12 protein-coding genes are annotated in these 14,088 nt (G+C 68.2%); 8 read left to right on the forward strand and 4 right to left on the reverse strand.

Annotated features, from left to right (window positions below; translation table 11 throughout):
- The first annotated feature begins 4 nt into the window (after positions 1–4).
- Together ABZ896_RS33210 and ABZ896_RS33215 are read left to right on the forward strand one after the other, a co-directional pair.
- Entirely contained in the window at positions 5–1,159 is a 1,155-nt protein-coding gene (locus tag ABZ896_RS33210; protein ID WP_360937167.1) for a hypothetical protein, read from the forward strand.
- A gap of 9 nt (positions 1,160–1,168) precedes the next feature.
- Positions 1,169–2,671, forward strand: coding sequence for a Wzz/FepE/Etk N-terminal domain-containing protein (locus tag ABZ896_RS33215; RefSeq protein WP_360937169.1), 1,503 nt, complete (start codon positions 1,169–1,171; stop codon positions 2,669–2,671).
- Here ABZ896_RS33215 and ABZ896_RS33220 read toward each other — a convergent pair.
- Positions 2,586–3,383 (reverse strand): hypothetical protein, encoded by a 798-nt coding sequence (locus ABZ896_RS33220; RefSeq protein WP_360937171.1) that lies wholly within the window; start codon positions 3,381–3,383, stop codon positions 2,586–2,588. The genes ABZ896_RS33215 and ABZ896_RS33220 overlap by 86 nt on opposite strands.
- A 70-nt stretch (positions 3,384–3,453) precedes the next feature.
- Here ABZ896_RS33220 and ABZ896_RS33225 point away from each other — a divergent pair, with 70 nt between their 5' ends.
- Together ABZ896_RS33225 and ABZ896_RS33230 are read left to right on the forward strand one after the other, a co-directional pair.
- A complete protein-coding gene (locus ABZ896_RS33225; RefSeq protein ID WP_360937173.1) occupies positions 3,454–4,458 on the forward strand; it encodes a hypothetical protein in 1,005 nt (334 codons plus the stop codon).
- Positions 4,445–5,950, forward strand: a complete 1,506-nt coding sequence (locus ABZ896_RS33230; RefSeq protein ID WP_360937175.1) for an oligosaccharide flippase family protein — start codon at positions 4,445–4,447, stop codon at positions 5,948–5,950. Before ABZ896_RS33225 ends, ABZ896_RS33230 begins: the two co-directional genes overlap by 14 nt.
- A 4-nt stretch (positions 5,951–5,954) precedes the next feature.
- On the opposite strand, the gene ABZ896_RS33235 is transcribed toward ABZ896_RS33230, so the two are convergent.
- A complete protein-coding gene (locus ABZ896_RS33235; RefSeq protein ID WP_360937177.1) occupies positions 5,955–7,094 on the reverse strand; it encodes an O-antigen ligase family protein in 1,140 nt (379 codons plus the stop codon).
- A 314-nt stretch (positions 7,095–7,408) separates the two neighbouring features.
- Entirely contained in the window at positions 7,409–8,272 is an 864-nt protein-coding gene (locus ABZ896_RS33240) for a class I SAM-dependent methyltransferase (RefSeq protein WP_360937179.1), read from the reverse strand.
- Between the two features lie 235 nt (positions 8,273–8,507).
- Here ABZ896_RS33240 and ABZ896_RS33245 point away from each other — a divergent pair, with 235 nt between their 5' ends.
- The 4 genes from ABZ896_RS33245 to ABZ896_RS33260 are packed head-to-tail and all read left to right on the forward strand — an operon-like array spanning position 8,508 to position 12,871.
- Positions 8,508–9,572, forward strand: coding sequence for a glycosyltransferase (locus ABZ896_RS33245; protein WP_360937181.1), 1,065 nt, complete (start codon positions 8,508–8,510; stop codon positions 9,570–9,572).
- A complete protein-coding gene (locus tag ABZ896_RS33250; protein WP_360937183.1) occupies positions 9,569–10,546 on the forward strand; it encodes a glycosyltransferase family 2 protein in 978 nt (325 codons plus the stop codon). The genes ABZ896_RS33245 and ABZ896_RS33250 overlap by 4 nt, the downstream gene beginning before the upstream one ends.
- A gap of 39 nt (positions 10,547–10,585) precedes the next feature.
- Entirely contained in the window at positions 10,586–11,593 is a 1,008-nt protein-coding gene (locus ABZ896_RS33255; protein ID WP_360937185.1) for an NAD-dependent epimerase/dehydratase family protein, read from the forward strand.
- A gap of 24 nt (positions 11,594–11,617) precedes the next feature.
- Positions 11,618–12,871, forward strand: a complete 1,254-nt coding sequence (locus ABZ896_RS33260) for a nucleotide sugar dehydrogenase (RefSeq protein WP_360937187.1) — start codon at positions 11,618–11,620, stop codon at positions 12,869–12,871.
- Between the two features lie 31 nt (positions 12,872–12,902).
- Here the strand turns inward: ABZ896_RS33260 and ABZ896_RS33265 are convergent, their stop codons facing one another.
- Entirely contained in the window at positions 12,903–13,643 is a 741-nt protein-coding gene (locus tag ABZ896_RS33265; RefSeq protein ID WP_360937189.1) for a TetR/AcrR family transcriptional regulator, read from the reverse strand.
- Positions 13,644–14,088 lie beyond the last annotated feature (445 nt).

Genomic DNA, 14,088 nt, shown 5'->3' on the forward strand with positions numbered 1-14,088 from the left:
CGTCATGCAGCCGCGGAACGGCCGCACCAGGCGCGTCCTCGTCATCGGCGAGCTGGACGGCTATGCCAACAGCCTCAAGCCCGTGGCGATCGAGCGCTTCCTGCGTGCGCACGGGCACGAGGTCCGACTGATAGACACGTATTCACTGAGCCGGGCATCCGGTGCGCGCGATTCGCTCCGCAGGAAACTCCCCGCTCCGAGGCCCAGGAAAATGCTCCTCTACGCGGTCGAGGCGGCGGGAAAGCTGTTGACCGCACGGTGGGGATTTGGGCGGCGCCGGCTCTCGTACTACGTGCTGCTCGCCAATCACCGGGTACGACGCAGCATCCTCACGTCATCACTGCGGTTCGACGAATTCGATCTCGTCATCTGCGAGACTCCGCATGACGCCGGTGTACTGACCGTCGACACCACCGCCGAGACACTCTACGACTGCCCCACCCCATGGGCCGACGAGCTCTTCTTCGAAGAGAGGCTGACCGAGCGTCAGCACGCCGAGCTGAGGCGGCGAGAGAAGAAGATCTTCGAGAAGGTCGACCATCTCACCTTCCACTGGGAGTCGTACGCTCGATACGCCCGTGCACAGTACGGCCTCACCGGCCGCAACGTGGCGGTCATGAATTTCGGCTGTACCCTCGCGGCCGAGCGGGCGCAGTTCGACTCACCGCCGCGCGTGGTCTATCTCGGGTCCCTGGGTTCCCGGTTCATAGACCTTCCCCTCCTCGCCCGGCTGGCACGGCTGTATCCGCACATCGATGTCTACGGCGGACCCGCACCCGACCCGCAACTGGGCCTGAACTACCTCGGCTACACGTCGCCGGACATCCTGAGCCGGTATCAGTTGGGTCTAATCACGTGCACTGATGACCCGCTGCGGCGGGAGGGGTTCTCCGCGAAGCACCTGGAATACCTCGCCGCAGGACTTCCTGTCCTTGTCCCCTCGTGGCGCCGCCACCTGGAGAATCTGCGTGGATCCGTCGTGTACACCGAGCAGACGTTCCGCTCGGTGATCGGCACGCTGAGCGACGCGAAGCAGTGGCAAGAGCTCAGCGACGAGGCGTACGCCCAGGCTGGCCGGCTCACCTGGGACCGTACACTGCGCCCGCTGGACTCCCTCCTCGAAAACACTCCGGGGCCACCGGGTGATCACGCGCGATGAAGGAGCGTCATGGACCTCAGAGCGTATGTCCGGCTGTTTCTCAGGCACTGGGTCGCCATCGTCCTGCTTGCCGTTCTCGGCACGGCGGCCGGTGCCGCGCTCGCCTGGCTGAAGGATCCGTTGTACGCGGCGAAAGCCGAAATGATCGTGACGGTGGACAGCCCCGGCTCCGACCTCGCCCAGGCGTACCAGGGCGCGCTGCTCGCCGAGGAGCGTGCTCAGTCCTACTCGACCGTGCTGACGAGTGATCAGGTGCTCGAGGCGCTCCGGGACAGACTGGACCTTCCGTACTCGGTCGAGAAACTCCGGTCGGAGATAGAGGCGTCGAACCCGGCGAGCACCGCGATCATCAAGGTCACCGTCGAGGACACGTCGGCCCAGCGGGCCAAGGACATCGCAGCGGCCGTCGGGCCGGTGTTCGCCGAGGTGGTGGTCCCCGCCGACGTCACCGGCAATGCGGGGGGAGGTGCGGGCAGTGACACCGTGGTCGGGGTGGACGTGCTCCAGCCGGTGAGGTCACCGGCCCAGCCGGTGTCGCAGCACCAAGTCCTGGACATCGCGTTGGGGCTGGCCATCGGCCTGGTCCTGGGTATCGGGTTGGCGGTGATCCGCGAGATCACCGACCGGCGGTTGCGTGACGCCGAAGACGTCGCGAGGGCGTCCGATGTCTCTGTGCTCGCAGTGGTTCCCCACGAGAGAGCAGGCCGGAGGAAGACCCTGTCGCCGGACACCCGGCTCCCCCTGCCGGTGGTCGAGGCCTATCGCCTGGCGGCAGTCGGCCTCCGGTCGGCCGGCTCCGGAGACCGGCGGAACGTCTACGCGGTCGCCGCGCCCACGGACGCCGAGGACGCGGCCGGCGCCGCGCTGGGCCTCGCGATCGCCCTGGCACAAGGCGGCGATTCCGTGGTCCTCGTCGACGCGGATCCCCTCTCCACACGCGTGGCCCTGTTGATGGCCCTCCCGGGGGCGGTCGGACTCGCGGATGTGCTGGACGGCCGGGTCGCGCTCGACCGCGCGTTGCAGCAGTGGCGCACGGATCTGCCTCTGCGTGTTCTCGTCGCGGGGGGACCGGATGCGCGGGCTCTCGACGCGGCGGTGCTTCAGGAACATGCCTTCGACGCGCTGTGCGAGGAACTCGAACAGCGCGCGGACGTCGTGGTCCTTGCCGCCCCTGCGGTGCTGACACGGGCCGACGCCGCCGTGGTCGCGCGGGTGGCAGGGCAGGCCGTGATCGTGGTCAGGGCCAAGGGCACCCGAGGTGATGAACTGGACGCGTCCGTGCAGAGCTTGAGGGCTCACGGTGTCGCCGTCCTGGGTGCCGTCATCAGCGATCCCGCTCGGCGAAGCGATCAGCGGCCGGTCTGGTCCGTTCCGAGGGAGTACCCGCGGACCGGCGCCCAGCCGGGCGAGGAGACCGCACCGCGTGTCACACCGCGCGGATCGGATCGTTCACCCGCTTCACCACCGGATGAAAGACACGGTGACCATCTGGTTTCGCTAGTTCGGCGGTGATGGTGGCCGGCTCGATGGGAGGCCCGCCAAGGTTGAAGAACTGATCGACTTCAGGATCGTTCCTGCGCCAGAACCCCGTGTCCGTCACCGGATAGCCCAGCAGCTGCGCGAAAAGTGGCATCCGCAGCTCCTCGATGCAGAGGTCGGGCGGGTCCGCCGCGGCGTAGTCCTCCAGAAACGCCCGGGGGAAACACACCCCGCCGCCGATGCAGGCATGCGGGACGCCGTCGTAGCCGAAGTGGGCGCGCGCATAAGCGAGCAGCTCCCTCCATTGGCGGGCCTCGTCCGGCTCGCTGATCCAACGCCAGTCGTCGTCCACGGCGGAGAGGGGAACGTGCGCGGTGAGTCCCAGTGACTCCGGCGGCACGGACGCGTAGAGGCGGTCGAGTCGATCGGCGAGCAGCAGGTCCCACTGGACGACATGCGCGACGTCGAACGTCTCATGTCGGCCCACCTCGCGGAACCAGTCCAGGACCACGAGATCGCAGTTCTTCCAATTCCAGTACCCGGAATGGCGGGACGTGTACAGACTGTCGAACCCGACCAGCTTTCTGCTCGTCAGTCGCAGGGCTCTCTGCCGGTATCCGGCAGGTGCGCCGAGAATTCCATAGACGGCGATCCCCGGGTTGAGTCGGCGCAGCATATCGACGTTGGTTCTGCAAACCAGCGGACTGTGGTGGAACTGGAAAACGATCACCCGCTCGACTGCCATGGCACAAGGCTAGCCCGAGGCGACAGGGGTCGCGACACGCCTTACGATGGCAGAAGGAAAGGGGCGGACCATGGATGTCCCTGTCGCATCGAATTCGGCTGCCGGATTCTATTCCGTTTCCGATCGCAGGTTCTTTCCCGGCCTGGTCGCACTGCTGAACTCGCTCCGCCTGGTGGGACATGACGAGCCGCTCTTCGTGGTGGATGCCGGTCTCACCCGCGGGCAGCGAGAACTCCTCGCCGACCACGTCGAGTTGCTCCCCGCACCCTCGTCGGAACAGCACCCCGTCTTCCTCGCCCCGGCGGGGCCGGCTCAGCGCTCGTCCGACGTCGCGGTTCTGATCGACGCGGACATCATCGTCACCCGACCTCTTACCGAGATCATCGAAACGGCCCGCGGAGGCCGTGTCGTGGGATTCGTGAACGATCCCCCCAACGATGTTCGTTTCTATCCCGAGTGGGGGTCCGTACTGGGCCTCGGACCGCTGCGCCGTCAGCCGTATCTCAACGCGGGTGTGGTCGCGTTCCCCGAAACACTGAGCAGGCGGTTGCTGCCTTCATGGATCGAGGGGCAGAAGGCGATCGGGGTGCAGGGCACGAGATATGGAAGGGGAGCCCTGGGAGATCCGTTCTACTTCGCCGACCAGGACGTGCTCAACGCCATTCTCTCCTCCCGGTTCGGATCCGAGGAACTCCTCTTCCTCGCGCACCGGCTTGCCCCGCATCCTCCGTTCCCCGGAGTGGCCCTCATCGACGAACGGAACCTGACCTGTCGTTACGGCGACGGCAGTGAGCCGTTTCTCCTCCATCATGTACTCGCGAAGCCGTGGCTGAAAGCGACGCGTGACTCGGTGTATTCGACGCTGTTGAGCAGACTGCTGCTGGCGCCTGACGTGACGCTCCGACTGGATCCCCGGCAGGTGCCGCTGCGGCTCAGGCAGGGGTGGGCAGCGGCGGCCGACCGTCGCCGAGCGGACATGACCGCATACGTCCGTGACAACGGCAGGCGCCAGCTCGGCCGGTTCGGCATTCGGACCCGGCTCGCTCGTCTGGGCGCCCGGCATGCCGTCCCATGAGGCCGGGCAGGGTGGCGAGGAACCCCAGGAGCAAGCCGATCTCACACGTGCCGAACTGAAGGACCGCGCGACAGCGGGTGTTCTCATCGTCGTGACCCGAGGGCTGCTCATCATGCTGCTCGCGCTCGCCGGGAACATCGTCGTCGCCCGCCTGCTTGCCCCGCGCGACTTCGGCGTGGTCGCGATCGGTATGACGTTCGTGCTGTTCGCCGGGTTGATATCCCAAGGCGGGCTCGGCGTCGGTCTCATCAGACGAGCCGAGCCGCCCAGCGCCGCCGAACTGGGCACACTGACCACCTTGCAGGCCGCAGTGACCGGGGCCTTCGTCGTGGTCGCCGTCGCTGTCGCGCCGACGTTCGGCCGTGTCGGTTGGGTCACCGCGGTCATGATGACGTCCATGCCGTTCGCCGCGGTTCAACTTCCCGGGCGGATCCTGTTGGAGCGGGCACTGCTCTTCCGGCGCCTCGTGGTGGTCGAGGTGTCGGAGGTGGTCTTCTACCAGGCGTGGGCCGTAGGCACCGTGGCCGCCGGCTTCGGTGTCTGGGGGCTGGCCACGGCGACCGTCGTCAGGGCCTTGGCCGGGGGCACCACCATGGCCTGGGCCTGCCCCGAGGGCCTCGTACGCCCTCGATGCTCCTTCCTTCTCGTCAGGCCCCTGTTGGGTTTCGGGCTGCGCTTTCAGGCCGTCGACGCCACGCTGCTGGTGCGCATCCAGGCGCTCAACGGCTCCATCGCCGCGATCAGCGGTCTCTCGACGCTCGGTCTCTGGGTCCTCGCGGGACGGCTGATGCAGGTTCCCGACCTGGTCTTTCAGGCCTTGTGGCGTGTCTCGTTCCCCACCATGTCCAGGCTGGTCGCCCAGAAGGAGGATGTGGTGTGCCTGGTGGAACGGGCCCTGCGGATCGCGGCTGTGGGTACGGGTCTCGTCCTCACCGGCCTCACGGGGGCGGCCGCCGGGCTGGTGCCCGGTGTCTTCGGGGAGCAGTGGAAAGAGGCGAGCACGATCATCCCGGGGGCGTGTCTCGCACTGGCGATCGGCGGCTGCGTCTCGGTGGCCACACAGGGTTATCTGTACGCGATCGGAGACGCCACGGCAGTGCTGCGTGCGGCGCTCGTGCAGGCGGGCCTCTGGTTCGCCGTGGCCCTGCCGCTCCTTCCTCTGATCGGCCCGGTTTCCATCGGGATCGGCTGGGGCGTGTCAGCGGTGGCAGAGGCAGTGGTACTCGGCAGGGCGGCGACTCGGCGCCTGCGGGTGAGCCTGATCCGCCCGCTGCTTGTTCCGGTCGCGACAGGTGTCTGCTCGGCCTCGGTGGGGTGGATGATCGCGGAGCGGGAGGGCGCCGATCTTCGGTCGGGAACCTTGGGCGGCGCGTGCGCGGTGGCTTTGTTCGTGGTGTGCATGGCCGTGCTGGACCGTCCGGCGCTGCGGGAGACATGGCGCTTCGCCGTCGCTTCGATGCGTGCCGCCTCCCGGCGGCAGCACCGCGGGTGACCCGTCAGGACATCAGCCGTTCGCCACGACACTCGGCTTCGCAGGCGCGGGAAAGCGCCGTGACCAGCCCGATCGACAGATAGAAGATCAGGCGCAGATCTGTTCCCTCGAAGCTCGACTCGGTGGCGAAGATCAGTAGTTGCGCGAGCAGCGCGAACCCGATGGCTCGATTGATCCCTCCTGCTCGCCACCTGGAGAAGAAGAAGACCGCGACGCCGATCAGCGACAAGGAGACGAGCAGCCCCAGGAAGAGGCCGAAGAACACGACCTGCTGAAGGTAGGTGTTGTGGACGCCGATGGCCAGATACGGATCCTGGTCGGGGGTCGCACCGCCTCCGTAGCCGAGGAGCGGACGGTCGGCGATCTTCCCGATCGCCTTCTGGACGAGGTCCGAGCGGATGAGGATGTTGGATCCGCTGAATCTGTCGCCGAAGAACTCGCGGGTGTACGGGTTGAATTGGCGGAGCAGCATGACTCCGGCGAACACACCGCTCACCGCGATGACGGCCTTGCCCAGCGTTCGGCCCTCGATCCGGTGACTGCGGACAACGCTTCCCAGAGCGGCGAGCAGTGCCGTGACGAGAAGAGCGAGGACGACCCCTCGCGACAAGGTGAGGATCACGGCGGTGAGTGTCAGGAATCCTGCCCTGGTGTACCGACGATCGTGGCGCGCGTGTCCCCAGTAGAAGAGAACGGGGACGAAGAACGCCAGCACGGTTGCGAGGTTGTTCGATCTGCCGAGTATCGGATGCGAGAGCCTGCTGTAGTACGAGAGGTAGTCGCCCGACGTGGGGACGAGGCCCGGCTGTGCGGGGGCGAATCCGGGTGTGTGCAGCAGCAGGAGCACTGCGGGGACGATGACCAGGTAGCTGTATCGCTTGATGTAGGTCATCACACGAGCCGGTGACATCCCGTCCAGTTCTCTCAGTACGAAGAGATAGGCGACGATGCCCTCGATGTAGATGAGCGTGGCCCGCAGCGTCGCGGCCCGGTCCTGGGACCACAACAGGGAAAGACCGCAGATGACCATGGGAACGCACAGCAGGGGGAAGAGCCGCCGATAACCGATGTCCAGCGGTCGCACGGCGCAGTCGAGGGCGAGAGTCAGTGCCGCTACGAGGAGGAGAACGTCGAGCACGGACATCGAGCGAACGACGGAATTCGGTTGCAGGGTGCGGAGAGGCATGGCGGCGGCGAGCAGCACCAGCATGAGAGCGACGCGATGCCGCCGATCGGCACCCGGTGGCCGGCACGTTGCCGGTGCGGGTGGGGTGTCGGCCCGCTCTCGGCTTCGGCCCCGTCCGCATGCGGGGGGTGGGCTCACCGCCCTGGGCGCGGAGAGCGTCACGCTGTCCTCTGCGACAGCCCTCCGACCGTTCCTTCTGGCCGCCTGGGCACCGAGGATCATGCCCACCACCAGGACGGTCAGCCCTTTGTGCAGGACATAGGGCCGGGCGGTCATGGTGCCTCCCTCCATGGCCGAGCCCGTCCGGTCTGGGCGCCGGGGTAATACGCGACGATTTCCTCGGGCGACATGTCGCGGTCCCGCTTCCGGCCCAGGAAGTAGAACGCCGACGCGTTGTCCGCCTGGTACTCCCGGGGGATCAGAACATCTAGGAGACGCAGCCAGAACAACGCGGCGCGGACCACCCGGCCGGCGGTCGCGGTGCGCGTCAGTCCCCGGATCAGGTAGTCGACGCTCCAGAGGAGTTGGGTGCCCGGACCGGCGACCGATCCCGCGTCGAGCTCGTCGAACCGCCGGAACAAGAAGCGGTGCCCACTCGCCGTGAACCGGGTGAAGTCGTACGCCCCGGCGTGTACTTGCTGCAGGAACGGGGTCTCGGCATAGACGAGTCCGTCGTCCTTGAGCACGCGGTGGATCTCCGCCACGACACACCCCGGGTCGAGCACATGCTCCAGGACGGCCTGGACCAACACGGCGTCGGCGCTCCGGTCGGCCAGCGGGATTTGATGGGCGTCCGCGACGAACTGCGTGTGCGGGCTGCCGACGATGTCGAAGCCGACGACCTGTACCCGTGGGTCGGCGTACGCGGCACTCACTCCGTTGCCGATCGTTCCGCCCCCCACGACCAGCAGCAGGGGGGACTGCCCGGGGAGCAGCTCCAGAAGTCTGTCGATGTTGCGCGCCGCGATCCGGTTGAGCGGTTTCCACAGTCCACGCAGCGCCGCGGGGAGCCGTTCTATGGCGGGGGCGGGGACGTTGCCCCGGAGCACCGCACCCGCCCGCTCCGCCGCCGGCGTCAGTTCGTCCCGGCGCAGGATGCTGCACTCGAAGTCGACGAGCAGTGGCCATGTCCCCACCACGGGGAAGGCGTTCGGGTCACGGTACGGGCATGTGGGAGACGTGCAGCGCAGCCCGCCGGCTTCGGTGGCCAGTGCCGTTCGGCACCGTGGACATATCAGAAACCGGCTGATGCGATCCAGGGTTGCCAGGGCCATCTGCCCTCCCGGGGACGACTTGCCTACGGCTCCACAAAGGACGACGCTGTCAGTGTACGTCGTAAACATATCTCGTACACTCTGTGGGGCGAGTGCCATGAGCCGCTACCTGGACCGTTGCGCCGTCACCCCCTACGGCCGGATCGGCGGAAGCTCACGGGTCCGTGTTTTCGAGTGGCTGGACAGGACGTCCATGGCCTTCACCGTCAGCAGCTATCTCTCGCTTCCCGACGCCAGACCGTCGCGTCTGGTCCGTCGCCCGGTGTCCTTGCTGCGGGCGGAGCTGAGATTGCGGGACATCGCGGCCGGCCGGTCGCGCCGGCTGTTGCTCCACCGGGAGGCGTCCCCGCTGAGCCGCGGGTGGTGGGAACGGCGGCTGCTGACCCGCTCGGAGTTCTCCGTCTACGACTTCGACGACGCTCTTCAGTGGGACCACGGCGCCGGGGGATGGGTGCGGCGCCTCGCGCCGAAGGCGGAGAAGGTGGACGTGGCCATGCGCTGTGCCGACCGGGTGATCGCGGGCAACGCCGTCCTCGCGGACTGGGCGTCCCAGCACCACCCTGACGTGGTCGTGATCCCGAGTTGTGTGGAGCCGGACGACTACACGCCCAAGACCTCGTACACCGTGCACGACCCCCCTCGGCTGGGATGGGTCGGTTCGCCGAACAACGAGGTGTACCTGCTCCTCATCGCCGACGTGCTGGTCGAGATCCACCGGAGAACCGGCGCCCGGCTGACCCTCGTCGGTACCTGCGCTCCGAGGCTCGGCCGGCTGGAGGCCATCATCGATCGTGTCGCGTGGAGTCCCGCGAGCCAGCGGACAGCTCTCGCGGGCATGGACGTCGGGCTGATGCCGCTTCCGCGGTGCGCCTACAGTCTGGGCAAGTGCGGCTACAAGCTTCTTCAGTACGGGGCGGCAGGGGTACCGGCCGTGGCCAGCCCGCTCGGGGTGAACGCCGAGATACTGAACCTGTTCGGGATGCCGGCGGCTCGTACCGCGGCCGACTGGGTCGACGCCCTCACGGGTCTGCTGGACGGTTCGGCGGCCACTCGTGAGGGACTCGGGTGCCGAGCCCGTGAAACGGTCTGCCGACGGTATTCGTACGATGCCTGGTTGCCCCGGTGGGAAGCGGCCGTCGAGCCGGGGACGGTGCCGCGATGAACGGGACCGACCAGCCGCCTCTGGTGGCCGACGTCGTGATCGTGAACTGGAACACCGGGGACTATCTGCGGGACTGTCTGCGCTCGATCGCCCGGGCCGACCGGTCCGTGCTCGCTGTCGGCGTCGTCGTTGTCGTGGACAACGCCTCCGTGGACGGTTCCGCCGACGGCCTCGACATTCCCGGACTCCGGCTGCGGCTGATCAGGAACGACCTGAACCGGGGATTCGCCGCCGCCTGCAATCAAGGAGCGGCGCTGTGCGACGCGGATTACCTGCTCTTCCTCAACCCGGACACCAGGGTGTACCCGGACGCTCTGAGGGCCGTCGGTGACTTCCTGCGAACGGAGACCGCGCGGCGGGTGGGCATCTGCGGTGCGCGGATCGTGGACGAGCAGGGACGAACGGCTGTCTCGTGCTCGAGGTTTCCCACCTTGCGGGTCGTCGTCGCGACCATGACCGGCTTTGGCCGGCTGTCGCCGGGGCTTTTCCCTTCCCATCACCTCCGAAGCGAGGAGATCGCCTCGAGTCGCCCCGTCGACCAGGTGATAGGCGCTTTCTACTTGGTGCGCCGGCCGCTTTTCGTGGAACTCGAGGGTTTCGACGACCGCTTCTTTCTCTACTTCGAAGAGGTGGACTTCGCTCTGCGCGCGAGCCGTAACGGCTGGGCGTCGTACTTTCTCGGCGACGCCCTCGTCTACCACGCCGAACACGTCAGTTCCGACAAGGCGCGTGGCCGCGGCCTTCGCCATCTGCTGTGCAGCCGGACTCTCTACGCGTTTCTGCACTGGCCGCACCGCGACGCCCGTCTCCTCATAGCGCTGACGCTCCTGCTGGAACTGCCCGGCCGGATCGTGAGGGCGGGGATACGCGGCAGCGGCTCGGAGATCCGGGACACCGCGGTCGCGTACGGCGGATATGTGCGCTGGCTGCTTCAGGAGCGAACACGTCGTGACTATCGTATGCTTACGATGTAAACGTGAGCTCGATCGGGCGCTCGAAGGAGTGTGATCGACGTGAGAGCACTTGTCACCGGCGGCGCCGGTTTCATCGGTTCGCATCTCGTCGACCACCTGCTCGGTCTGGGCCACGACGTGGTCGTGCTCGACGACTTCAGCACCGGCTCGATGGCCAACCTCGCGGGAGTGGCGGACCGGGTGATCACGGTTCGGGGCTCGATTCTCGACGAGACGGCGGTGGAGGAGGCGACGGACGGCTGCGACACCGTGTTCCACATGGCGGCGGCGGTCGGCGTACGCACGATCGTGAACCGCCCGCTGGAGTCCCTGCACAAGAACCTGCGCGGCACCGAGACCGTCCTCGAGGCCGCTGTGCGCCACGGAGCGCGGCTGCTGCTCGCCTCGTCCTCCGAGGTGTACGGAAAGAACACCAAGGACGGCCTCGGCGAGGACGACGACCGCGTACTCGGCTCGCCGCTCAAGAGCCGCTGGTCGTACGCCGCGGCCAAGGGCCTCGACGAACTGATGGCCTACTGCTACTGGGAGCGGCACGGCCTGCGCGCCGTCATGGTGCGGCCGTTCAACATCGTCGGTCCCCGGCAGACGGGCCACTACGGCATGGTCGTGCCGACCCTCGTGGAGCAGGCGCTGACCGGTCGCCCCCTCACGGTCCACGGTGACGGCAACCAGCGCCGGTGCTTCTGCGCGGTCGGTGATGTCGTCCCCGCCCTGGTGGCGCTGGTGACCGACGTGCGCGCACACGGTCGCGTGTTCAACCTCGGCAGCACGGAAGAGGTCACCATCCGGGAGCTCGCCAAGCGGGTCCTGCGGGTCACCGGTACGCGCGGTCCGATCGTCCACGTCCCCTACGAGGAGGCGTACGGGCCCGGCTTCGAGGACATGGCACGCCGGACACCCGACACCAGCAGGGCCCGCGAACTGATCGGCTTCCGGCCCCGAACGAGCCTCGACGAGGTGATCGCGGCCGTGGCGGCGGACCGGCGTGTCCACCTCCACGCGGGCCTGCGTGGCGCAGACGGCAGGCATCGCACCGACGTCGTGTGACAGGTCGTGCAACAGGGAGTCCAGATGAGGGATCTCGCCGTGATCGGGCTCGGCTACACCGGACTTCCGCTGGCGCGTGAGGCGACCAGGGCGGGACTGTGTGTGGCGGGCTACGACGTGAACGCCCGTGTGGTGGCCGGACTCGAGGCGGGCCGCTCGCACGTGGACGACGTGACCGACGCCGACGTCCGGGCCATGTGCGCGGCCGGCTTCACCGCGGCGGCCGAGCCGTCGGTGCTGGCCTCCGCGCACACCGTGGTCATCTGCGTGCCGACTCCGCTGCACGCCGACGGCACCCCGGACCTCGGCCCCGTGCGTCGGGCGGCCACCGCGCTCGCCCCCCACATCGACGTGGGAACGCTGGTGGTGCTGGAGTCGACGACGTACCCCGGCACGACCGAAGAGGTGGTGCGTCCGATCCTGGAACGCGCCTCGGGCATCGTCGCCGGAGCCGATTTCCACCTGGCCTTCTCGCCGGAGCGCATCGACCCCGGGAACAAGGACTTCGGACTGCGCAACACGCCCAAGGTCGTAGGCGGGCTCACGCCCGGCTGCGCCCAGGCCGCCGCGGCGTTTTACGGCAAGATCTGCGGCTCGGTGGTGATGGCCAAGGGAACCCGAGAGGCGGAGATGGCCAAGCTGCTGGAGAACACCTACCGCAATGTCAACATCGCGCTGGTGAACGAACTCGCCGTTGTCGCCCATGACTTGGGCGTCGATCTGTGGGACGCCATCGCGTGTGCGGCCACCAAGCCGTTCGGCTTCCAGACCTTCCGGCCAGGCCCAGGGGTCGGGGGCCACTGCATTCCGGTCGACCCGGACTACCTCGTCCACCGGGCGCGTGCCGCGGGCGGCAGGGCGCGCCTGGTGGAACTGGCGCAGGACATCAACCGGAGCATGCCCGAGTACGTGGTCCGGCGCGCCGCCGATGTGCTGGGCGGCGCGGGCAGGTCACTGCGCGGTGCCGTGATCCTGCTGGTCGGCGTGACCTACAAGGAGAACGTCTCCGACCTGCGGGAGACACCGGCACGACCGATCGTGCGGTTGCTCCGGGACGTGTCGGCGGATGTCGTGTACCACGACCCGTACGTGGCTCGCTTCGTGGTGGACGGTGAGCCGGTCGCCCGGGTCGCGGACATCGTGCGGGCCGCGGCGGCATCCGATCTCACCGTCCTGCTCCAGCCGCACGCGGCCTATGACATGGACGCCATCGTGGCCGCGGCACCACGCACCCTGGACACCCGAGGCTGCACCCGTTCGGGCGCGGCGTTGCTGTGAAGGGCGCCCGCCGCACGCTGCGCGAGATGCCTCACGCCCCTTCGCTGCCGTCGTCCAACCGGTCGAGGAGCGCGTCCAGGCCGGCCGCCAGACCTTCCGGGCCGCCGGGCTCGGCGAGTGCGGGGGCGGTCTCCCGGAGGGTGGGCAGCTCCTGGGCCGACAGACGGTGCAGCCCGAGCCGGAAGGCCGGATCGGTCTCGTCGGGGTTGTCCACGAGGGGTTGCAGGTCCACGGCCACGAACCCCAGCAGCCAGGCGGTCAGGGCACGGAAGGCGGCCGCTGCCCGGGCACCGTCGAACCCGGCCTGCCGCAACGACACCAGCACCCTCTCGTGCTGGCGCAGTACCGCGGCCGGCTGTTGCGCCAGCGGTACGGCCAGCATGCGGGTGGCGAGCAGAGGCACCGCTTGCGGGTGAGCGCGACAGACGTCGTAGGTCGTCCGCGCGATGCGGTGCAGTTCGGCGCGCCACCCGGTCGTGCCCGCGGGCGCGGCGGAAGGAGGCTCCGCGGCCAGACGCTCCTCCAGCTCCAGATACAGGGCCTCGACCAGGCCGTCCAGGAGGGCGTCCTTGCTCGCCGCGTAACGATAGAGCGCCATCGCCTCCACCCCGAGCTCGGCGCCGAGGCGACGCATGCTCAGCGCGGACAGCCCCTCCCGGTCCACCAGTTCCAGGGCGCTGGCCAGCACGCGTTCACGACTCAGCCGTCCGTACCGGCCCCGGTCGCTGGCGCGTCGCGCCGGGCCGGACTGATCCGTCTTCTCCTTGACCATGCGTCGCCTCCAAGCGGTCGGGCTGTGCCGTGCTGCGCTCGTGTTGACTCTAGGGGAGTAGGGGCGCAAGGTGTACGTATACGACGTAAATATACGCCAATCGCGTGTGTCGCGGTCCGCCCGTCTCCTGAGCGAGCGCCTGACGTGGGGAGCAAGAGATGCCAGTTCATCGGCTGCTTCGGCCGGACTCGCTCCGTCAGTCCGCTGATCCCCGGGAGGGGACGGCGGGGCGAACGGGCTGCGACAGCGCGGAGAAGACCGGGTCGACGGTCGCTCCGGTGAAGGCGGGGGACGCCTTCGGGCGGGATCGTCTCCGTCAGCCCGACGCCCAGCGGCACCGGTGGCACACATTGCGCAGCCGTTCGAAAAGCCGCCGGGCCGCCGGTTGCGCGAGTTGGTCGCGATTGCGGTCGTGGATGTACGACTCCCTCGGCACGGTCAGGAA

It is taken from the genome of Streptomyces sp. NPDC047072 (assembly GCF_040643855.1).
In the GTDB taxonomy this organism is placed as follows: Bacteria; Actinomycetota; Actinomycetes; order Streptomycetales; family Streptomycetaceae; genus Streptomyces.